Source organism: Uliginosibacterium silvisoli (assembly GCF_036017035.1).
Taxonomy (GTDB): Bacteria; Pseudomonadota; Gammaproteobacteria; order Burkholderiales; family Rhodocyclaceae; genus Viridibacterium; species Viridibacterium silvisoli.
The window spans coordinates 66119-88010 of the sequence record NZ_JAYXHS010000002.1 but is presented as its reverse complement, the minus strand read 5'-3'; the positions used below and the strand labels follow the sequence as shown (position 1 = coordinate 88010).

Here is a 21892-nt window from a genome sequence, read left to right as displayed (position 1 = left end):
CGTGGTCAGGACGCCAGTTGCAAAGCAAACTGGCCGCGCAGATTTTCGGGAATGGCTTCTTCGTCTTCAAAGCTGACGATATCCCAGGCGCTCTTGTCTTCCAGCAATGCGCGCAGCAGCTGGTTGTTCAGGGCATGACCCGATTTGTACGCACTATAGGCTGCCAACAAGGGCTTGCCGACCACGTACAGATCGCCGATCGCGTCCAGCACCTTGTGCTTCACGAATTCGTCGCTGTAGCGCAAGCCATCACTATTCAGGACGCGATACTCATCCACGACAATGGCATTTTCCAGGCTGCCGCCCATGGCCAGCCCGGCATTGAGCATGGTTTCCAGATCCTGCATCTGACCAAAGGTGCGCGCACGGGCTACGTCGCGCGCATACAGGTCGTGCGCAAAATCAACATTTACCTCGGTCGGCGTACTGTCGATGGCCGGATGATTGAAGTGTATGGAGAAGGACAGCTTGAAGCCGTCGTAAGGCGAAAGCTTGACCCACTTGTCACCCTCGCGCACTTCAACCGGTTTTTTGACGCGCAAGAAGCGCTTGGGCGCGTTCTGCACTTCGACGCCTGCCGACTGCAGCAGAAACACGAACGGCGCAGCACTGCCATCGAGAATTGGAATCTCCGGCGCATCAACATCGACGTGGCAATTGTCGATCCCCAGTCCGGCAAGCGCCGACATGAGATGCTCGATCGTCCCCACCTTGGCCTCGCCACGCTGCAGGCCGGAGCACAGGCGCGTATCGACCACGGCATAAGGATCGGTCAAGAGATCGACAGGCGGATCCAGATCGACCCGGCGAAATGCAATCCCCGTGTCGGGCGCAGCTGGCCGCAACGTCATCTCGACCCGCGTGCCGCTATGCAAGCCGACGCCGGTGGCCTTGACGATGGTTTTCAAAGTTCGCTGACGAATCATGGAGTTGCCCAGGGTCTTCGGAAGACGCACGGAATCATTGTGTGCTGCACCAAGTATACACGCCACGCTCCGGCTGATTATCCCGTTCAACGTAACAGTATGTTGCCAGGATGACCTGAAAACACTCACCGATCTTGATCCTGAAAACCTGCCATTACGATGACTCCTGAAAAGCAAAAGGCCGCAAAGAACCCTGTTCCCGGCGGCCTCTTGATTGCGCGAATCATTTCGCGGCTATGGCTTGATTGGCTGTTGGCTTAGTCAGCCTGTTTGCGGAGGAAAGCCGGGATGTCGTAAGTACCGAAGCCGTTGGCGCTCATCGCCTCGACGGTACGACGCTCGGGGCGACGAATCACGGCAGGCAGATCCAGATCACCGTAGTTCACTTCAGTACCCATATTGTCGGTACCCGTGCGATTGATGACCTGCATGACCGGCTGCTGACGGACAGCCGCACGACGCGATCCCAAACCAGTCGCCAGTACGGTGACGCGGATGCGGTCTTCCATGCTTTCTTCGAACACAGTGCCGTAGAACACGCTGGCGTCTTCCATCGCAAAGGCACGCACGGTCTGGACAGCCTCGCGCACCTCGGCCATCTTCAACGAGCGGCTGGCAGTGATATTGATCAGCACGCCGCGTGCGCCTTCGAGTTCGACACCTTCCAGCAGCGGGCTGTTCGCAGCCTGCTCAGCGGCAATACGGGCGCGGTCCATGCCCGCAGCTTCAGCAGAGCCCATCATCGCGCGGCCCATCTCGGCCATCAACGTGCGTACATCCTGGAAGTCGACGTTAACGAGGCCCGGCACATTGATGATTTCGGCGATGCCGCCCACAGCCTTGCGCAGCACTTCGTCAGCATTGCGGAAGCAATCCACGAAGCTGGCTTCCTCGCCATACACTTCCATCAGCTTGTCGTTGAGCACAACGATCAGCGAATCGACGTGGCGCGACAGCTCTTCAACGCCGCTGTCCGCGACGCGGATGCGGTTTTCGAAATCGAAAGGCTTGGTGACGACAGCAACAGTCAGGATACCGAGCTCGCGAGCCACCTCAGCGATGACTGGCGCTGCGCCAGTACCGGTGCCGCCGCCCATGCCGGCGGTGATGAACACCATGTGCGCGCCGTCGAGGGCTTCGACGATGCGTTCACGATTCTCGAGAGCGGCTGCGCGGCCGGCCTCAGGCTTTGCGCCTGCGCCAAGGCCCGTACCGCCAAGCTGGATCTTGGTCGCTGCCAGAGAACGTTTGAGTGCCTGTGCATCGGTGTTGGCGCAAACGAACTCAACGCCCTGGACACCTTCGCGGATCATGTGATCGACGGCATTGCCACCTGCACCACCGACACCAACGACCTTGATGACGGTACCGCTGGTTTCCTTCTCAACGATCTCGATCATGCGTGCACTCCTTTTGTTGATGCGCCTGACAGTTCATCGGAGCCCGGCGGCTGTCTACCGGAACGCCTAGATATGGTATGTGGCGCGAAGTTTACTACTAAATAGCCCTACAAGACACAAGCTTTTATTGATGTTTCCTTGTGTCACTCCAAACACCCTCAGCACACTCACTGCGCTTTGTTTGCAAGTGCATGACATTTCAAAGATTTTTCTCGAACCACGATTTCATGCGCTGGAAAACCTGCTTGAAATTCTGACCGTCACGCGCCTGCATGCCACGTCGACGTTGCGCTGCGCCTTCCAGCACGAGCCCCATCACATTGGCGTATTGCGGTTGGCAGATGACGTCGGCAAGACTGCCCTGGTACTGCGGAGCGCCGATGCGCACGGGCAGATGGAAGACCTCTTCACCCAGTTCGCTGATGCCGGCCAGCGTTGCCGAGCCGCCTGTCAGCACCAGGCCCGACGACAGCAGCTCTTCGTAGCCACTGCGCCGCAGTTCGCCCTGGACGAGCTCGAACAGCTCGGTCACGCGCGGCTCGATCACGTCAGCCAGCGACGAGCGCGACAGCCTGCGTGGCGGCCGATCACCGACGCTGGGCACTTCAATCGTGTCGGCCGGATCGACCAGCCCTTGCAGCGCGATACCCTGGCTCAGCTTGATCTCCTCGGCTTCGGCAGTCGGCGTGCGCAAGGCCATGGCGATATCGTTGGTGACCTGATCGCCGGCAATTGGAATCACTGCCGTGTGGCGGATAGCGCCCTGCGTAAAAATCGCCAGGTCGGTAGTGCCGCCGCCGATGTCGACCAGACAGACGCCCAGCTCCTTCTCGTCTTCGGACAAGGTCGCGAAACTCGATGCCAGCGGCTGCAGCACGAGGTCGGAAACCTCCAGCCCGCAGCGGCGCACGCACTTGATCAGATTCTGCGCTGCAGAGACAGCGCCGGTGATGATGTGCACCTTCACCTCGAGCTTCACGCCGCTCATGCCGATCGGCTCGCGCACGCCGTCCTGGCCGTCGATGATGAATTCCTGCGTCAGGATGTGCAGGATCTGCTGGTCGGCCGGAATCGGCATGGCACGCGCTACGTCGATGACGCGCTCGACGTCCAGTGGCGAGACTTCCTTGTCCTTGATCGCCACCATCCCGTTGGAGTTGAAGCTGCGGATGTGGCTGCCAGCAATGCCGGTGTAGACGTGCTGGATCTTGCAGTCGGCCATCAGCTCGACTTCCTGCACGGCGCGCGAAATGGCATCAACCGTCGCTTCGATGTTCACCACCACGCCTTTTTTCAGGCCGCTGGAAGGCTGTGTAGCGACACCGACAACTTCGATACGGCCATCGGGACGCAGCTCGGCCACCATGGCGGTGATCTTGGAGGTGCCGATATCGAGTCCGACGATGAGGTTCTTGCTATCCCTGCTCATTGTTTACCTTTGCTCATTGGCGTCACTTCGGCCGTCTTTCCGGCTTTGTTGGGTTTGTCTTGTGAGGCTTTTTCATTTGTCATGCGTACAGCAAAGCCTGCGGGGTAACGCAGATCTGCGACCGCCCAGCGGCGCTGCAGTTTTTCCTGGGCCGCAGGATAAGCCGCCACGAACTTCCGCAGGCGGTCGTCGACCGGTGCCTTGGTCTGGTCCCTGCCCATCTCCAGCACCAGCCCATCATCGAGATGCAGTTGCCAGGCGCTGCGTGGTGACAGGTTCATGCTGACGATATGGCGTCCTATCGGTTGCAGCATTTCATCCCAACGATGCTGCGCTTCCAGCATGTCGCCGGCGCGTTCGCTCGGCCCTGTATAGACCGGCATGACCGCGTTGCTGGCAGCATCAAATACTTCGCCATGCGTATTGACGAGGCGCATGTCGCCCGTGTCGAGCATCTTCCAGTAAGCCACCGCCGCCTGCTCCTCGAGGCTCACCTCGACGGTCGCCGGCCAGCGGCGACGCACCTGGGCACGACGCACCCAGGGAAGCTTTTCGAAAGACTCGCGCGCCTTCTCGAGATCGACAGTAAAGAAGTTGCCGCGCATCGACGACACGGCCGCGTACTCCAGTTGCGCCCCCGTAACCTGCCCCAGCGGCGTGGTCACGACGACCTGGCGCAACTCGAACAACGACAGGTTTACCACGCTCTTGACGACGGCATAACCGATCGCCACTGAAGCCACCAGCAACAGTACGTCGGACACGAGGTTCATCCATTCCGGGCTGTGCCAGAACCCGCCCACGCCTTGTTGCGCAGCGTTTTTCCCAGCCGCACGCCCGGCAGGTTTTTCACCGGCCGGCGCGCCCTGGAAGGCGGGAACGCCCTTAGCCAAAAGACGCCCTCGCGAGGATGTCCACACACAGGTCCTCGAAACTCATGCCCGTCGCACGTGCCGCCATCGGCACCAACGAATGGCTGGTCATGCCCGGCGCCGTATTCATCTCGAGGAAGGCGTAGCTGCCATCAGCACGCAGGATCACGTCAGCCCGACCCCAACCCTTGCAACCCAGCACCTGGAATGCGCGCAAGGCCGATTGCTGGATGGCCTCGGCCACGTCCGGGCGGATCCCGGCCGGACAGTGGTAACGCACCTCGTCAGTGAAGTACTTGTTGTTGTAGTCGTAGCCCTCTTCCGGCGCCTCGATCCGCACCAGCGGCAATGCCTGTTCGCCCAGCACAGCGGCGGTGAGCTCCTGACCGGCAACAAACTCTTCAGCAATGACGATGGGATCCAGCTGATGCGCCAACGCAAATGCGGCAGCCATGTCGGCAGGCGTACGCACCTTGGTCACGCCGATCGAGGAACCCTCGCGCGCTGGCTTGACGATCAGCGGCAAGCCCAGCTCGGCGATCACGCCAGCAAGGTCCGTCTGCGGCGTCAGGATGCGGTACTTCGGCGTCGGCACACCGGCCGCCAGCCACACCAGCTTGGTGCGCCACTTGTCCATCGAAAGTGCCGAGGCCATGACACCACTGCCCGTGTAAGGCACACCGAGCGTTTCGAGCGCGCCCTGCACCGTACCGTCTTCGCCAAAGCGGCCATGCAGGGCGATGAAGGCGCGGTCAAACCCTTCCTTGCGGATTTCCCAGATCGGCAGCACCGCGGGGTCGAAGGCATGCGCGTCCACGCCCTTGCTTTGCAGGGCCGCGAGCACGGCCTTGCCCGAAATCAGCGAAATCTCCCGCTCTGCGGATTTTCCGCCCATCAATACTGCGACCTTGCCCAATTTCCTGTTTGCTTCGCTCACGTTACAACTCTCTTCTCGATCATTCGGTTTGTGCGGTGATCTTGCCGGGCACGGCACCTATGGAGCCGGCACCCATGGTCAGCACCACGTCGCCATCGCGCGCGTTCTCGAAAACGCGCGCGGGCATGTCTGCAATGTCTTCGACGAACAAGGGCTCGATCTTGCCGGCCACACGCAAAGCGCGGGCCAGGCTGCGCCCGTCAGCCGCAACCAGCGGCGCTTCGCCGGCCGCGTAAACCTCGGCGAGCAGCAACGCGTCTGCCGTGCCAAGCACGCTGACGAAATCTTCGAAGCAGTCACGCGTGCGCGTGTAGCGATGCGGCTGGAAGGCCAGCACCAGGCGGCGCCCCGGAAATGCGCCGCGCGCAGCTGCCAGCGTGGCCGCCATCTCGACCGGATGATGGCCATAGTCATCGACCAGCGTGAAACTGCCGCCACTTGGGAGCGGCACTTCACCATAGCGCTGGAAGCGACGCCCCACGCCATGGAATTCAGCAAGGCCCTTCTGGATCGCAGCATCGCTGACGCCCAGTTCCGTCGCGACAGCTATTGCCGCCAATGCGTTGAGCACGTTGTGCATGCCTGGCGAATTGAGCACCACCGGCATGCGTGTCACGACACCATTGCGGCGCACGCAATCGAAGTGCATCTGGGCACCCACTGCACGGATGTTCTCCGCGCGTACATGTGCCGACTCGTCAGTGCCGTAACGCACGATCTGCTTCGAGACGAAGGGAATGATTTCGCGCACGTGCGGATCGTCCACACACAGCACGGCAACCCCGTAAAAAGGCAGGCGTTGCAGGAATTCGACGAAGGCCTGACGGAGGCGCGAGAAGTCGTGGCCGTAGGTCTCCATGTGATCCGCATCGATATTCGTGATGACGGAGATGACCGGCGTCAGCAACAGGAAAGAGGCATCGGATTCGTCCGCCTCGGCGACGATGAAATCGCCGCTACCCAGTTTTGCGTTGGCGCCGGCCGAATTGAGGCGCCCACCGATCACATAGGTCGGATCCAGTCCGCCCTCGGCCAGGATGCTGGTCACCAAGCTGGTGGTGGTCGTCTTGCCGTGCGTACCGGCGATGGCCACGCCCTGCTTGAGACGCATGAGCTCGGCTAGCATCTGCGCACGCGGCACAACGGGAATCTGACGCGCACGCGCGGCCAGCACTTCCGGATTGTCGCTGCGTACCGCGGTGGAGGTCACGATGGCATCGGCCTGCTGCAAATTGTCGGCTGCGTGGCCGATCATCACCTTCACGCCCTGGGCTTGCAGGCGACGTGTCGTTGCGCTCTCGGCCAGATCGGAACCGCTGACCGAGAATCCGAGATTGCACAGCACTTCGGCGATGCCGCTCATACCCGAGCCGCCGACACCGACGAAGTGAATGTTCTTGACCTTGTGTTTCATACCTTTGCTGACTTCACTGAATGCGACAGGCCCGGCACCTGACGGTGCGGGAAGCCTTGAATACTTGAGGAGAAATCCCGGCCATGGCGAACAGCAAGGCTGGTCGCGCGCGTGGGCAACCGCGGAGTGTTGCAGAAATGCGCGCGCCGCACACCTCTTGACTTGCATGCCACAAGGCTCTCCGCCATCAACAGCGCGCCTGCCAGGCGAATGGTGACAGTGGCATGCGGGTCGGCGGGGAGCGATGGCTGCATCATGGCTTCGGGGCGGCGCTTTTACGCGCGGCGACGAGTCGTTCGCAGACATCGGCCACCGCCGAAGCCACTTTGCGACGCGCGCATTTGCGGGCGGCCAGGGCCATGAACAACAGGCGCTCACGATCCAGCGCACCGAGCTTGTCCGCCAGCAAGGCGGGCGTCAGGCTGGGCTGGGGCACGAGGTCAGCCGCACCGCGCTCGGACAGGAAGCGCGCGTTACCGGTCTGGTGGTCATCTACCGCATGGGGGAACGGCACGAGGATGCTTGCGGCACCCGCCGCGGCCAGTTCGGCAACCGTCAATGCGCCTGAGCGGCAAATCACCAGATCGGCCTCGGCGTAGCGCTGCGCCATGTTTTCGATGAAGGGCAATAGCTCACCCTCCACACCGGCCGCCTCATAGGCTGCGCGCAAGGCATCCAGTTGCTTGGCGCCTGACTGATGCACGACGATTGGGCGCTGTTCGGGCGCCAACAAGGCCAGCGCCTTGGGCACCGCTTCGTTGAGCGCCTGCGCGCCGAGCGAGCCCCCGACCACAAGCACGCGCAGAGGGCCTGTGCGCCCCGGGAAACGCTCCTCGGGCGGCGCGATGGCTTCGATATCGGCACGCACCGGATTGCCGACCCACTCCGCGGACTTCATGACCTCCGGAAAGCCACTGAGTACGCGCGTCGCTACGCCGGCGAGCACCTTGTTCGACAAGCCCGCGACTGAGTTCTGCTCATGCACAACCAGGGGCCGTGCCAGCAGGGACGCCATCATGCCGCCGGGGAATGTGACGTAGCCTCCCATGCCAAGCACGACGTCCGGACGCGTCTTGCGAATCGCACGCAGTGCCTGCCAGAAGCCGCGCAGCAGGTTCACCGGCAGCAGCAGCTTGCGCATCAACCCCTTGCCGCGCAGCGCGCTGAAATTCAGCCAGGCCATCTCGTAGCCTTGTTGTGGCACGAGGCGCGCCTCCATGCCATCCGGATTGCCGAGCCAGACGATCTTCCAACCGCGCTCACGCATCGCCTCTGCCACGGCAATACCGGGGTAGATGTGCCCGCCCGTGCCGCCTGCCATGACCATGAGCGTTGGCATCACCCGCCCACTCCTCTCATGACGTGGCGGTTCTCCCAGTCGATGCGCAGCAGAACCGCCAGGGCGATGCAGTTGGCGACAATGCCCGATCCACCAAAGCTCATCAGCGGCAGGGTCAGCCCCTTGGTAGGCAACAGCCCCATGTTCACGCCCATATTGATGAAGCCCTGGAAGCCCAGCCACAATCCGATGCCTTGCGCGACGAGGCCGCCGTAGTAGCGCTCCAGCAACAGGGCACGGCGGCCGATGGCGAATGCACGCTGAACGAGAATGCCGAACAGCACGACCACGGTAAGCACGCCAGCAAAGCCGAGCTCTTCGGCGATCACCGCCAGCAGGAAGTCGGTGTGCGCTTCGGGCAGGTAGAAAAGTTTCTCGACGCTGGCACCGAGCCCGACGCCAAACCACTCCCCTCGCCCGAAGGCAATCAGCGCGTGCGAAAGCTGGTAGCCGCTGCCATAGGCATCGCGCCACGGATCGACGAAGTTGAACAAGCGCTCGCGGCGATACGGCGACAACCAGATCAGCAGGACGAAGCCGACCAGCGCCATGATGAACAGCAGCGCGAAGATGCGTGCGTTCAGCCCACCCAGGAACAGGATGCCGAAGGCAATCGTGCAAATCACCACGAAGGCGCCGAAGTCCGGCTCGCGCAACAACAGGAAGCCGGTGAAAACAATGACGCCCAGCATCGGCAGGAAGGCCTGCTTGAAGCTGCCCATCACGGGCAATTTGCGCACCGTGTAGTCCGCCGCGTAGAGCACGGCGAACAGCTTCATGAGTTCCGAGGGTTGCAGATTGATCGGCCCCAAAGGCAACCAACGCCGCGATCCATTCACCTCACGCCCGACATGCGGAATCAGGACCGCAATCAACAACACCACTCCGGCAAGAAACAGGTAGGGCGCAGCACGCTGCCAAGCGCTCAGGGGCACCTGCACGGCCATGATGCCGGCGACCACCCCTACCGTCAGGAACACGGCGTGGCGCAACAGGAAGAAGGTCGCATTGTGCCCGGAGACGCGGCTGCCTTCGGCATAGGCGATCGACGAGGAGTAGACCATCACCAGACCGAAGATCAGGAGTGCGATGGCGGACCAGATGAAGAGCGGATCGAGTTCGCGCTGCTGCTGAACGGCACCACCGAGTCGGCCATGCCGCCCTGGCATGGAAAAATCCGCGCGCCCGGGAGCGGCTGGCCACATCGAGCCGATGAGGGAAGGCATTTTCATGCTGGGCGTACTCCGGGCAGGGAATTGACCGCCGCGCAAAACACCTGCGCGCGGTGAGCATAGTTGCGGTACATGTCGAGGCTGGCGCAGGCCGGTGACAACATCACCGCATCGCCCGCTTCAGCAAGGGAATTGGCTTTGAGCACGGCAGCATCCATGTCGGCGGCATGCCACATCGCGACGCCACTGCTGGCGGTTTCTGTTTCGATGCGGCGGGCATCGCGACCGATCAATACGACACCGCGCGCGTGCTCGCGAAAAGCTGCTGCCAGTGGATGAAAGTCCTGACCCTTGCCATCGCCACCGGCGATCAGCACCACCTTGCGGCCCAGGCCTTGCAGCGCTGCCAGTGTGGCGCCGACGTTGGTGCCCTTCGAATCGTCGTAGAAGTCGACGCCGTCGTCACGGCGCGCGACGAGTTCGACGCGGTGCGCGAGCCCGCGGAATTTCTTCAGGCCATCAAGCAGCGGCGCGCGTTGCAGGCCGACAGCTTCGCACAGCGCCAGCGCGGCGAGCGCGTTGGCAGCGTTGTGCAGCCCGGCGAGTTGCATCTCGCTCAGACGCAGCAGAGGCGTATCACCGTTGCAGAGCCAGGTCTCGCCATCGAGCTTGCGCAGACCGTACTGGTCTGGCGCATGTGGCTCACCGAGGCTGAAGTGCAGGATCTTGCGTGCAGCACGCGCCATGGCGAGCACACGCTCGTCGTCATCATTCAGCACCTGCACGCCGTCCCCGGCAAAGATCGCGGCCTTTGCATTGGCATAGGCATCCATGTCGCCATGGCGATCGAGGTGGTCGTCCGTCAGGTTGAGAACGGTGGCCGCATCGGCATGGAGGGTGCGCGTGGTTTCGAGCTGGAAGCTCGACAACTCGAGCACCCAGATATCCGGACGATTGCCCGAGTCAACGCGCTGCATGAGTTCGGTCAGCGCGGCAGGCGAGATATTTCCGGCCACAGCGGTTTCGCGACCAGCTGCGCGACACAACGCGCCAACCAGTGACGTCGTCGTGGTCTTGCCGTTGGTGCCGGTGATGGCGATGACCTTGGCGCCGTCACGCCAACCGAGTTCGCGCAGTGCTTCGGCAAACAACTCGATCTCGCCCGTAACGGGCAAGCCCTGGGCATGTGCAGCCTGGATCAAGGGGTCGCGCTGATCAAGGCCGGGGCTCAGGGCGACGAGCGCTACGCCCTCCAGCAAACTATCCGCAAAGGGGCCACAAACAAGTTCGGCTTGCGGCAAGCGCTGGCGCAAATCGTCAGCGCCAGGTGGCATGGAGCGGGAGTCGGCAACGCGCACGCTCGCACCACAGCGCGTCAGCCATTGCGCCATGGCCAACCCTGTTTCACCGAGACCCAGCACGAGGCACAGCTTGTTTGCGTACATCCGTCGTCTTTGTTTGCCTGACGGTTCGTTTCAACCGCCTGATGAAGTGAGTTCCTTTAAACGCTTGCGCCCCTGACTTGCGTCAGGGGCGGTGCGTTGCGTTTTTCACTTCTCTTTTACACCGGTGAAAACCTTGCGTTGCTAGCGCAACTTCAAGGTCGAAAGTCCGAACAACACCAGCATGATGGTGATGATCCAGAAGCGCACCACCACCTTGGTTTCTTTCCAGCCGCCGAGTTCATAGTGGTGGTGCAGCGGCGCCATGCGGAAGATGCGCTTGCCACCACTCCATTTGAAATAGCCAACCTGCAACATCACGGAGATGGTCTCTGCAACGAACACGCCGCCCATGATGAAGAGCACGATCTCCTGGCGGACGATGACCGCGACCGTACCCAGTGCTGCGCCGATCGCCAGGGCACCGACGTCACCCATGAACACCTCGGCGGGATAGGCGTTGAACCAGAGGAAGCCAAGACCCGCACCGGCCATCGCACCACAGAAGACGGCAAGCTCGCCCGCACCCGGCACATAAGGCAAGCCGAGATAGCCGGAGAAGACCTTGTTGCCCGCGACATAGGCAAAGATCGCCAGCGCCGCCGAAACCATGACCGCCGGCATGATGGCGAGGCCATCGAGACCGTCGGTGAGGTTGACTGCGTGACTGGTGCCGTTGATGACGAAATAGGTCAGCGCGACGAAACCGAACAGACCCAACGGATACGCAATCGTCTTGAAGAAAGGCACGATCAATTCCGTCTGCCCCGGACTTCCGTTCAGGGCGAGATAGACTGCGGCGCCGCCAGCGATCAGCGAGGTCCACAGATACTTCCAGCGGCTGGCGAGGCCCTTGGGATCACGATAGACAACCTTGCGCCAGTCATCGACCCAGCCAACGGCACCGAAGCCCAGCGTGACAAGCAGCACTACCCACATGTAGCGATTCTTCAGATCGCCCCACAGCAACATGGTGATGGCAATTGCGATCAGGATCAGCGCGCCGCCCATGGTCGGCGTACCCGCCTTGACGAGGTGCGTCTGCGGGCCATCGTTACGCACGGCCTGGCCGATTTTTTTGGCCGTTAGCCAGCGAATGACGGGTGGCCCGAAGATGAACGAGATGAGCAGCGCAGTCAGCGCCGCCAGCATCGCGCGCAGCGTGATGTAGTTGAAGACGTTGAAAGCGCGGATATCCTGACTGAGCCAGCGCGCGAGTTCGAGCAGCATTGTTTTCTATCGATGAAGTTATTGACGCAGATCGCGCATGAGCGCCGACACTGCAGAGGAGAAACCGTAGGCGCGCACGTCCAGCAGTACGGCACTGACAACGTCTGTACGGGCGATGCGGCGCGTTTTACTCAGGCCCAGGTTGCGCATCAGGAAACTCATTTTTCGTTCTCCGTTATGGCTTGCACCACACGCTCCATCTTCATGAAGCGCGAACCCTTGACGAGGACGACCATGTCTGGCGCGAGCATGGCCCGCAGCGCAGACACGAGGTCTTCTACATTTTCGAAATGTTCGCCACCGCTGCCAAAATTGCGGACAGCCACCGCGCTGTGTTCGCCCAGTGCCAGCAGGCGGTCGATGCCTTGGCTCTTGGCATAGCCGCCGACTTCGTCATGGCATTGCGCACTGATGTCGCCGATCTCGCCCATGTCGCCCAGTACCAGCACCTTGCCGCCTGGCGTCGCAGCCAGCACGTCGATGCCGGCACGCACGGAGTCCGGGTTGGCGTTGTAGGTGTCGTCGAGTACCACGGCGCCCTCGGCGGTGCGCCGCACCTGCAGGCGTCCCTTGGTACCGTTGTAATCCGTGAGTCCCTGCACCACGACATCCAGGGCAATGCCTGCCGCCAGTGTCGCCGCAGCCGCTGCGGCGGCATTGCGCACGTTATGCTGACCGGGTACCGACAGCTGAAACTCGCGCTTCTCGCCAAAAGCGCTTAGCGTCACGCGGCTACCAAAGGCCAGCATGTTGTGCGCGGCAGAAACGTCAGCGTCGGCACGCAGGCCAAAGGTGATCACGCGGCGCCCGGCATTCAGGTCACGCCAGTAGTCGACATGCGTATCGTCGGCATTGACGATGGCCACGCCAGCGGCATCCAGCGCGCCATAGATCTGCCCCTTTTCCCTGGCTACGGCGAACACTTCGCCCATGCCCTCGAGGTGAGCGCGCTGTGCGTTGTTGACCAGGGCGACGGTAGGCCTGGCAAGCCCCGCAAGGTAGGCAATTTCGCCGGGGTGATTCATGCCCATCTCGAATACCGCAGCCTTGTGCGTATCGCGCAGGCGTAACAGCATCTGCGGCAGGCCGATGTCATTGTTCAGGTTACCCTGCGTGGCAAGTACCGCCGTCGCCGGGTCCAGGCCCTGCGCGCGCGCCCAGGCCGACAGAATGGCCGCGCACATTTCCTTGACCGTGGTCTTGCCGTTGCTGCCGGTCACGCCGATCACGGGGATGTCGAATTTCTTGCGCCAATGCTGGCCGAGCGTACCGAGCGCGAGGCGGGTGTCGTCGACACGGATCAGCGGGAAACCCGCCGGCGCTACGACGGTCTCGCGCTTGTCGACCAGGGCCGCCACGGCACCTGCCGCAGCCGCCTCCATCACGAAGGCGTTGCCGTCGAAACGCTCGCCACGCAAGGCGATGTAGAGCGCCCCGCCCAGGTCGGCTCGCGTATCCGTGCCTATCGACATGAACTCGCCATCGTTACCTGCAAGCGTTCCGCTGCAGGCCTGTGCCACCTCACTGAAACGCATCATGCGCCGTGTCCTCCGCCGCCATGTCCGGCGGTTCTGTTCTGGGTCCAGACCTTGAGCGCAGCGCGTGCCTGCTCGGCATCACTGAAATGCTCACGCCTGCCCGCAATCTCCTGGTAAGTCTCGTGTCCTTTTCCTGCGATCAGGACGATGTCATCATCCTGCGCCAATGTGAGCGCGGCCCGGATGGCGGCAGCACGATCAGTCACGCGCTGCGCTTTGGGCGCGCCACGGGCGATGTCGTCGAGGATGCTGTCGGGACTTTCGCCGCGAGGGTTGTCGCTGGTGATGATCACCTGATGCGCCAGGCGCTCGGCTACTTCGCCCATCATCGGGCGCTTGCCCGGGTCGCGATCACCGCCGCAGCCGAATACGCAGATCACATGCCCGCCACGCGAATTGGCAGTCGGGCGCAAGGCGAGAATCGCCTGCTCCAGGGCATCCGGTGTATGAGCGTAGTCAACGACGACCATGGGCTCGCCGATGCCACCGAGGGTCTGCATGCGGCCTTCAGGCGGCGTCAGCCGGCGAGCGGCATCGACGGCCTGTTCGAAACTGAAGCCGGACTCGACCAGCACAGCGATCACCGCCAGCAGGTTTGACACATTGAACTGCCCGACGAGGCCGACATTGAGCTCTGCACGTTGCGCGCCGCACACCACGACAAAGCGCATGCCGCTGGGCGTATTGCGCAACTGCTCGGCGACCAGCACATGCTTGGCCGCCGAGGCGTCGATGTTGTCGGGAATCAAGGTATAGCCGACCACTTCCACCGCGGTAGCCTCTAGACGTCTTGCTTGGGCCACGCCCATGATGTCGTCGAAGTTCAGTACGGCAGCCCGCAGCCCGGTCTGATCGAAAAGCTGGGCCTTGGCCGCCGCATAGGCATCCATGGTGCGGTGGTAGTCGAGGTGGTCACGCGTCAGATTGGTGAACACCGCGATATCGAGACGGCAGCCATTGATGCGGCCTTGATCGAGGCCAATGGAGGACACCTCCATCGCCACCGCCTCAGCCCCTTCGCCCTTCAGGCGCGCGAGTTGTTCATGCAGGACGATGGAGTCCGGCGTCGTGTTGGCGCTCGGATCAAGACGTCCGGGAAAGCCGATGCCCAAGGTACCGATGACCGCGCAACGCTTGCCCAGGTCGGTGAACGCACGCGCCAGCCATTGCGACACGGAGGTCTTGCCATTGGTGCCGGTGATCCCTACCGTCCACAGCGACTCGGAAGGATGACCGAAGACCTCGTCAGCGATGTCACCTGCGAGCCAGCGCAACTGGTCGACTGGCACATTGGGCACGGCAAACTGCTCGCTCCACTCGAAGCCTTCGCGCTCCCATACGACAGCAGCAGCACCCTTGGCAATCGCATCACCGATGAACATGCGCCCATCGCTCGCGTGGCCCGGATAGGCAAGAAAGATGTCACCCGGCTGCACACGGCGGGAGTCGGCACAAACACGATTCGGCGCGATGCCTTCGGCACGCAGCAAAGCCAGCAAGGCGGCGGCGAGCGGGGTTGTCACCCTTGGATCCTCACTCTCATTGCCCTCACATGTTCTCCGCAGCAGGAAGCGGCGCGACGGTCTGACGCGCCACCTGTGTCGGCAGGATGGGCGCGTCAGGACGGACACCCATGGTGCGCAGCGCGCCGCTCATGACCTGAGCAAACACCGGACCTGCAATGTCACCACCGTAGTAGCTCGCGCCACTCGGCTCATCGATCATGACGGCAACAACAAAGCGCGGATCAGACGCCGGCGCCAGGCCGATGAAGGAGGCAACGTACTTGTTCACGTAACGCCCGCCTTCAAGCTTGTGCGCGGTGCCGGTCTTGCCCGCCACCCGATAGCCCGGGATACGTGCCTGCGGTGCCGTGCCACCGTCCGCCACCACCAGCTCCAGCATGCTGCGCACCTGCTTCGTCACTTCAGGACTGAAGATCTGCCGGCCACGCATGGGGGGCGAGTCGAGGCGCGTGAGCGACAGTGGAATCATTTCTCCCTCGCGTGCCAGCGCCAGATAGGCATGTGCCATCTGCATCAGTGTGACGGACACGCCGTGGCCAAAGGCCATGGTGGCTTGTTCGATCGGCCGCCAGGTCTTGTAGGGACGCAAACGTCCGCCAACTTCGCCAGGGAAGCCTGTGCGTGGCGACTGTCCGAACCCGAGACTGTCGTAGAGATTCCACATCTGCTCGGGCGGAAAGCTCAGCGCCATCCTGGCCGCACCCACGTTCGACGACTTCTGGATGACTTCCGACACAGTCATCGCGCCGTGCGCATGTGAGTCGTGAATGGTCGCGCCATCCAGCGTCATCTGACCGCCAGAGGTTTCTATCATCGTCGTCGGGCGATAGCGATTCGACTCCAGTGCCATGCCGGCGATGAATGGCTTCATCGTCGAGCCAGGCTCATAGACGTCGGTGAACACGCGGTTGCGCAGCTGCTCGCCGGTCAGCTTGACGCGGTTGTTCGGATTGAAAGTCGGGTTATTCACGAGCGCCAGGATCTCGCCCGTCTTGGCATCCAGCACGACCACAGCGCCTGCTTTGGCGCGCGTTTTTTCGACAGCCTGCTTCAACGCACTGAAAGCGAGGTACTGAACCTTCGAATCCAGCGCCAGCACGATGTCATTGCCATTCTGAGGACGGCGGATCGACTCGACGTCCTCGACGATGGAGCCGTACAGATCCTTGATCACGCGGCGCGACCCGGCCTTGCCGACGAGGTCTGCCTCCATGCCAAGCTCAATTCCTTCCTGCCCCTTGTCATCAATGCTGGTGAAGCCCACGACATGGGAGGTGACGTCGCCCACCGGGTAGTAGCGACGATACTCGTCTGCATTGTGGACACCCGGCAGCTTCAATGCCGCCACCTGGGCCGCTACATCTGGTGGCACTTCACGCTTGAGGAAGACAAAGTCCTTGCTGCTGGACAGCTTGCGATTGATGTCTTCAAGCGGAATGCTCAGGATTTTCGAGAGCTGCGCCACCTGCCCGGCGCTCAGCGTCGCCATGTCCGGAATCGCCGTCACCGACTTCACCGGCGTGCTCATGGCAAGCGGCTCGCCGTGACGATCGAGAATGCGACCACGTGTCGCGGTGAGCGTCAGGGTGCGCGCATAGCGCGACTCGCCCTTGGCCTGCAGAAAATCGCGATTCACGCCCTGCAGCCAGACAGCACGCCCGACAAGACCGCAAAGAGAGAGCAGCAGCAGCGCCAGAACGAAACGCGCACGCCACAATGGCAAGCGTTCCGAGAGCAGAGGGTTGTGATTGAAGGTGTATGACTTTTTCATCGCGCACCTCCTGACGAATAGTCCACCGACACCAGCGCGTCGTGCGCGGGCGTCAGCATGCCCAGGCGCTCACGGGCGATCTTCTCGACGCGGGCGGGCGCCGCCCATGTACTGTTCTCGAGTTGCAACTGGGTCCACTCGGCTTCGAGCGCGCGCGTGTGCACCTGCTCCCGCTCCTGCAAGGTGACCAGCTTTCGCGACTGGTATTGCAGATGAACGACACTCAGCGCGCTGAGCACTGCGAGCACGACGAGAATGGCGGCAATGCGGATCACGCTTGCGCCTCCGACACGAATGCAGCGGCAGTCCGTGCCGCCACACGCATGGTGGCGCTGCGCGAACGTGGATTGGCACTCACCTCGGCATCAGAGGGGCGCATCGCGCCGCCTACCAGATCGAGCGCGGGGCGCGGACGATCTGCCTCACGGATCGGCAGACCGCGCGGCAATGCAGGCGGGCGCGAGTGATCGCGCATGAAGCGCTTCACGATGCGATCTTCCAGAGAATGGAAGGCGATCACCACCAGACGTCCCCCCTCATCGAGCCGCGCAACAGCCTGCGGCAGTGTCAGCGAAAGCTCCTCGAGCTCCCGGTTGATGAAAATCCGTAGAGCCTGGAACGTGCGTGTCGCCGGGTGCTGCCCCGGCTCGCGCGTACGGACGGCTTTCTCCACGACCGCGGCAAGTTGTCCTGTGGTAGCAATAACGCCCCCTGACCGAGCAGCATCAATCGCCTTTGCAACCGCATAAGCAAACCGTTCTTCACCGTAATCCCTCACCACGTTTGTGATTTCGGCGACGGTTGCCCGTGCCAGCCATTGCGAGACCGCCTCGCCCCTTGTCGTGTCCATGCGCATATCCAGCGGCGCATCGAAACGAAAACTCATTCCCCGCTCGGGATCGTCCAGCTGCGGTGACGACACCCCGATGTCCATCAAGACTCCATCCACTTTCACTACGCCCAGCGCATCCAGCTCTTCGGCCAGCGCCGAAAACGGCTCGTGCACCAGGGTGAATCTCTTGTCCGCAATCGCCTTGCTTGCTGCCACGGCAGCCGGGTCGCGATCGAATGCGATCAAGCGCCCTGCCGGCCCCAGCGCAGCCAGGATCGCCCGGCTGTGACCACCTCGCCCGAAGGTCGCATCCACATACGTACCCTCCGGCTTGATCGCCAGCGCTTCAACCGCTTCCTGCAACAACACTGTGACGTGCTTCAGCGTTTCAACTCCGGTCACAGCGTCAAGGTCTCCAACCCTGGCGGCAGTTCAGACGAGTTGAACAGAGCCAGCATTGCTTCCTGCTGTTGCTTCCAGCCCGCATCCGACCAGAGCTCGAAATGCGTCCCCTGCCCGACCAGCCAGACCTGCTTCTCAAGCTTTGCCCACTCACGCAGCTCGGGCGCGATCAGCACGCGACCGGCGGAGTCCATCTCTTCATCGCGCGCATTCCCCACCAGCAACCGCTTGATGGCTGCGGCGCGCGGGTCAAGGCTCGGCGCGGCCAGCACTTGCGCGCGGATCGGCTGCCACGCGGGCTCGGGATAAATCACCAGGCATTGATGCGGGTGGGCCGTCACGACAAGTCGCCCGCTGCAGGCCACCGTCAGCGCGTCGCGATGCCGTGCAGGTACGCCGAGGCGTCCTTTCGCATCAAGACTCAGCGCTGCAGCGCCCTGGAACATGCACTCCCTTTCGCGACCGGGACAGAGCACTTCTCCCCACGGAGACTCAACTCTTATCCACTTCTACCCATTTTCTACCACTTCTTACCACTTTAGATGGAAAGAAAAAGGTGGTCAAGCGAAGAACCGGACGGAATGCCCTTTAAAACAGGGGTTTGGAGAAAGCGACGGAGCGTCGTTCTGGCAAAGAGAACCACAAGGGCGGCCGGAAGCGGCCAGAACGAGGCAGAACGCCTCGCCAGCGAAGGATTTACTTCTGGAACTTGGGGGATTTGCTACGCGCGGAGATTGGGAAGTCCGCCGATAAGCCGGGTTCTGTCGCGCAGCCTTACGGCTGCGGGGCAGTCATTCCTCTGGTCCATGCATTACTACATGGCTCTAGCAGCCTACCCGGGAGCTCTGCGAGCCGCATCAACGCTCCCCTATTTGGCCTTGCCCCGGATGGGGTTTACCGTGCCAGTCCTGTCGCCAGTCCTGCGGTGAGCTCTTACCTCGCCGTTTCACCCTTACCTGATCTCCTCGCGGAGCCATCGGCGGTCTATTCTCTGTTGCACTTTCCGTCGCCTTGGGCCAACCGACTTGCGTCGCTCGGCTTATAGCGCCCGGCCGTTAGCCGGCATCCTGCTCTACGGGGCCCGGACTTTCCTCGACACGCAAGCATGCCGCGACTGCCTGGCGAACTTCCCGGGCGCGATTATAGGGGACTTGGGCGCAGCGACCTAATCGGCATCGGTCGCAAAGGAACTTACTGGGCAGCCTCAGGCACCGGCTCGAAGACCAGCGCGTCGCCTTTCTTCTTGAAACTGCCAATCAGGTCGCCGGGATCAACAGGAGGCGTCTTGAACTTCTGCACCTGACAGGACTGGGTGCCCACCGCCCACCAGTTCTTGCCCTGATTGGCGACATACAGGCGCGTGTCGTTCACGTAAAGCTTCATCTCCGTGAATTCCCGCTTATCCGGATCGATCTGGACCCGCCGCTGACAATCCGGCGCACGCGCAGGCACGAGCGACTGCTCGACCTTGCCCCAGGGCACGTTCTGTTCGCGTAGCAGGCTGATCGAATGCTCCTTGTCGCCATCGATCTGATATGAGACGCCACTGTTCTCACAACCAGCAAGCGCCAACAACAACGGCAACAGCACGAACAGGCGGGAAGACCTCATCTTCAGTTTCCGGATGCGATGCGCCAGGACAGCGTTTCGCCTGCGCGCAGCGGCACGACCGGATCTCCCGGCAGGTAGTCAATGGATGCCGGCAGAGTCCAGCTTTCTCGCTTCACCGTGATGCGCTCGGCGTTGCGCGGCAAGCCATACCAGTCCGGACCGTTGTGGCTGGCGAATGCTTCCAGCTTGTCCAGCGCGCCGGCCTGCTCGAAGGCCTCCGCGTACAGCTCGATCGCCGCATTGGCCGTATAGCAGCCCGCGCAACCGCAAGCCGCTTCTTTGGTGCTTTTCGCGTGCGGGGCTGAATCGGTGCCGAGGAAGAAACGCGGATTGCCGGAGATGGCGGCAGCCACCAACGCGGCGCGATGCGTTTCGCGCTTGAGCACTGGAAGGCAGTAGTTATGCGGGCGAACGCCCCCCACAAACAGGGCGTTGCGATTCATCAGCAAGTGATGGGCAGTAATGGTCGCTGCCACGTTGTCACCTGCCCCGCTTACGAATTGCGCTGCCTCGGCAGTCGTGATGTGTTCGAAGACCGTGCGTAGGCCAGGGAACGCTTTTTGGAGCGGTAAGAATACGCGATCAATAAAGACACGCTCGCGATCAAAGATATCCACATCAGCATGCGTCACCTCGCCATGAACCAGTAAGGGCAATCCGACCTTCTGCATACGCTCAAGCGTGGCAGAAACCTTGTCGATCGATGTCACGCCAGCGTCAGAGTTCGTTGTCGCACCAGCCGGATACAGCTTGACCGCATGCACAAACCCACTCGCCTTCGCCCGATCTATCTCATCAGGTGGGGTGTTATCTGTCAGATACAACGTCATCAGCGGTTCAAACTTTAAGCCCGCCGGCACAGCTGCGAGAATCCGGTCGCGGTAGGCGGCGGCCTGCGTAACGGTGGTGACGGGAGGTCGCAGATTAGGCATGACGATAGCGCGGCCAAACTGACGCGCCGCATCCGGCACGGTCGTCGCGAGGGACGCGTCATCGCGCAGATGGATGTGCCAATCGTCGGGGCGAGTAATTGTGATTTGCTGCATGGCAACCGGAACCGGATCGAAGTAAACAAGGAAACAGTTTACCGCTCAAATCGTCGCCGCAGTGAATGCAACAGGATTCACGGAGTTGCCTCGCCAGATGTTGCAAACTGTGAATCCACTCGCTTATTCTCAGTGCCGCATGGCAAATGCATCAGTAGACACGAAAGCCATCCAACAGCATCTACGGGGCCCCTGCAGTGAGTACCAAGAAATCGCTTTACGACATCCTGGAAGTCAGCCCGGTCGCCAGCCAGGAAACCATTCGAGCCGCATTCGACCGTTTGACCGCGAAATTTGACGACGGCACGCTGCGCCCCGCTCCCGGGCTGGACGTACAGGCTCAGTACAACCTGATCAAGGAAGCATATTCCACGCTGGGCAACCCGTCCCGCAGAGAGGCCTATGACCTCAGGCTGCAAGGCCCTGTCCTCGCACCTGCAGCTCCCAACATTGACGCTGAGCAAATTAACAAGCCCCTTTTGTCTGGCCGCACCAAAGCGATTGTCATGTTGGTCCTGCTCGGCTTGGGCTACTACACCTATGCCTCCATCCGCAATGCCGCACAGGAGCGCAATGCGGCACTGGAAGCGCAGCGCCTGCTCATACAAGAAGCCAAAGAGCGCCAGAAGCAAATCGAAGCCAAGGCGGACGCGGACAGCGCGAATGCGCGCGCCATCTACGAGGATCAAAAACGCGAGCGCGAGGAGCGCGCCGAACGTGAACGCGCGGAACGCGAACGCGATCGGGCCATTTCGGAAGCCGACAATACCTCACGACGCCTGCAAGCCGCAGAGGACAACCGGCGCCGCGACGAAGAACGCAAGAGCCGCGAACTACAGAGCCAGGCGCGCGACCAACAGCGGCAAGATGACTATCGGCGCCAGGAAGAAGCGCGGCGCGCCGAACAGGAAAGACAGCGGGTCATCGAAGCAGCCCGACGCAGCACACCAGACCGCCCCAAAGGCGTCTCGATTCCGCCCGCCAATCCTTTCTGAAGGACTACGA

Annotated in this window: 20 protein-coding genes and 1 other RNA gene; 1 reads left to right on the top strand and 20 read right to left on the bottom strand. The window is 61.9% G+C overall.

Going from position 1 to position 21892, the window contains the following annotated elements; translation table 11 throughout:
• Window positions 1-5: 5 nt before the first annotated feature.
• The 20 genes from lpxC to pyrC form a co-directional block, all read right to left on the bottom strand.
• Entirely contained in the window at window positions 6-926 is a 921-nt protein-coding gene (lpxC, locus tag VVD49_RS10020; protein ID WP_327599040.1) for a UDP-3-O-acyl-N-acetylglucosamine deacetylase, read from the bottom strand.
• A gap of 257 nt (window positions 927-1183) precedes the next feature.
• Window positions 1184-2326 (bottom strand): cell division protein FtsZ, encoded by a 1143-nt coding sequence (gene ftsZ, locus VVD49_RS10015; RefSeq protein ID WP_327599039.1) that lies wholly within the window; start codon window positions 2324-2326, stop codon window positions 1184-1186.
• A 199-nt stretch (window positions 2327-2525) separates the two neighbouring features.
• On the bottom strand, window positions 2526-3755 hold the full coding sequence (gene ftsA / locus VVD49_RS10010) for a cell division protein FtsA (protein WP_327599038.1): 1230 nt from the start codon (window positions 3753-3755) through the stop codon (window positions 2526-2528).
• Complete coding sequence (locus VVD49_RS10005) at window positions 3752-4528, bottom strand: cell division protein FtsQ/DivIB (RefSeq protein WP_327599037.1); 777 nt, start codon at window positions 4526-4528, stop codon at window positions 3752-3754. Before VVD49_RS10005 ends, ftsA begins: the two co-directional genes overlap by 4 nt.
• Window positions 4529-4640: 112 nt before the next feature.
• Window positions 4641-5564 (bottom strand): D-alanine--D-alanine ligase, encoded by a 924-nt coding sequence (locus VVD49_RS10000; protein WP_327599036.1) that lies wholly within the window; start codon window positions 5562-5564, stop codon window positions 4641-4643.
• 19 nt (window positions 5565-5583) lie between these two features.
• Window positions 5584-6978 carry a UDP-N-acetylmuramate--L-alanine ligase gene (gene murC / locus VVD49_RS09995; protein ID WP_327599035.1) on the bottom strand — a complete coding sequence of 465 codons (1395 nt, stop codon included), beginning with the start codon at window positions 6976-6978 and terminating at the stop codon, window positions 5584-5586.
• Between the two features lie 253 nt (window positions 6979-7231).
• Window positions 7232-8317: an undecaprenyldiphospho-muramoylpentapeptide beta-N-acetylglucosaminyltransferase gene (gene murG / locus VVD49_RS09990; protein ID WP_327599034.1), complete on the bottom strand. Its 1086-nt coding sequence runs from the start codon at window positions 8315-8317 to the stop codon at window positions 7232-7234.
• The gene (ftsW, locus tag VVD49_RS09985; RefSeq protein WP_327599959.1) at window positions 8317-9486 is read right to left on the bottom strand and encodes a putative lipid II flippase FtsW; all 1170 of its coding nucleotides are present in this window, start codon (window positions 9484-9486) and stop codon (window positions 8317-8319) included. Before ftsW ends, murG begins: the two co-directional genes overlap by 1 nt.
• Before the next feature lie 59 nt (window positions 9487-9545).
• Window positions 9546-10934: a UDP-N-acetylmuramoyl-L-alanine--D-glutamate ligase gene (murD, locus tag VVD49_RS09980; RefSeq protein ID WP_327599033.1), complete on the bottom strand. Its 1389-nt coding sequence runs from the start codon at window positions 10932-10934 to the stop codon at window positions 9546-9548.
• 141 nt (window positions 10935-11075) lie between these two features.
• Window positions 11076-12161, bottom strand: coding sequence for a phospho-N-acetylmuramoyl-pentapeptide-transferase (gene mraY / locus VVD49_RS09975; RefSeq protein WP_327599032.1), 1086 nt, complete (start codon window positions 12159-12161; stop codon window positions 11076-11078).
• A gap of 18 nt (window positions 12162-12179) precedes the next feature.
• Window positions 12180-12323: a hypothetical protein gene (locus tag VVD49_RS09970; protein ID WP_327599031.1), complete on the bottom strand. Its 144-nt coding sequence runs from the start codon at window positions 12321-12323 to the stop codon at window positions 12180-12182.
• On the bottom strand, window positions 12320-13699 hold the full coding sequence (locus VVD49_RS09965; protein WP_327599030.1) for a UDP-N-acetylmuramoyl-tripeptide--D-alanyl-D-alanine ligase: 1380 nt from the start codon (window positions 13697-13699) through the stop codon (window positions 12320-12322). The genes VVD49_RS09970 and VVD49_RS09965 overlap by 4 nt, the downstream gene beginning before the upstream one ends.
• Complete coding sequence (locus VVD49_RS09960) at window positions 13696-15222, bottom strand: UDP-N-acetylmuramoyl-L-alanyl-D-glutamate--2,6-diaminopimelate ligase (protein WP_327599029.1); 1527 nt, start codon at window positions 15220-15222, stop codon at window positions 13696-13698. The genes VVD49_RS09965 and VVD49_RS09960 overlap by 4 nt, the downstream gene beginning before the upstream one ends.
• A gap of 25 nt (window positions 15223-15247) precedes the next feature.
• Window positions 15248-16996, bottom strand: coding sequence for a peptidoglycan D,D-transpeptidase FtsI family protein (locus VVD49_RS09955; protein ID WP_327599028.1), 1749 nt, complete (start codon window positions 16994-16996; stop codon window positions 15248-15250).
• Window positions 16993-17271: a cell division protein FtsL gene (gene ftsL, locus VVD49_RS09950; protein ID WP_327599027.1), complete on the bottom strand. Its 279-nt coding sequence runs from the start codon at window positions 17269-17271 to the stop codon at window positions 16993-16995. Before ftsL ends, VVD49_RS09955 begins: the two co-directional genes overlap by 4 nt.
• Window positions 17268-18230: a 16S rRNA (cytosine(1402)-N(4))-methyltransferase RsmH gene (gene rsmH, locus VVD49_RS09945; RefSeq protein WP_327599026.1), complete on the bottom strand. Its 963-nt coding sequence runs from the start codon at window positions 18228-18230 to the stop codon at window positions 17268-17270. Before rsmH ends, ftsL begins: the two co-directional genes overlap by 4 nt.
• On the bottom strand, window positions 18227-18676 hold the full coding sequence (gene mraZ / locus VVD49_RS09940) for a division/cell wall cluster transcriptional repressor MraZ (RefSeq protein ID WP_327599025.1): 450 nt from the start codon (window positions 18674-18676) through the stop codon (window positions 18227-18229). The genes rsmH and mraZ overlap by 4 nt, the downstream gene beginning before the upstream one ends.
• Window positions 18677-18964: 288 nt before the next feature.
• An RNA gene (rnpB, locus tag VVD49_RS09935) (RNase P RNA component class A) lies at window positions 18965-19360 on the bottom strand.
• Window positions 19361-19421: 61 nt separating this feature from the next.
• Entirely contained in the window at window positions 19422-19841 is a 420-nt protein-coding gene (locus VVD49_RS09930) for a hypothetical protein (RefSeq protein WP_327599024.1), read from the bottom strand.
• A gap of 2 nt (window positions 19842-19843) precedes the next feature.
• Window positions 19844-20887, bottom strand: coding sequence for a dihydroorotase (pyrC, locus tag VVD49_RS09925; RefSeq protein WP_327599023.1), 1044 nt, complete (start codon window positions 20885-20887; stop codon window positions 19844-19846).
• 197 nt (window positions 20888-21084) lie between these two features.
• Between pyrC and VVD49_RS09920 the strand changes: the two genes are divergently transcribed.
• Window positions 21085-21882 (top strand): J domain-containing protein, encoded by a 798-nt coding sequence (locus VVD49_RS09920; protein ID WP_327599022.1) that lies wholly within the window; start codon window positions 21085-21087, stop codon window positions 21880-21882.
• Window positions 21883-21892: the final 10 nt, after the last annotated feature.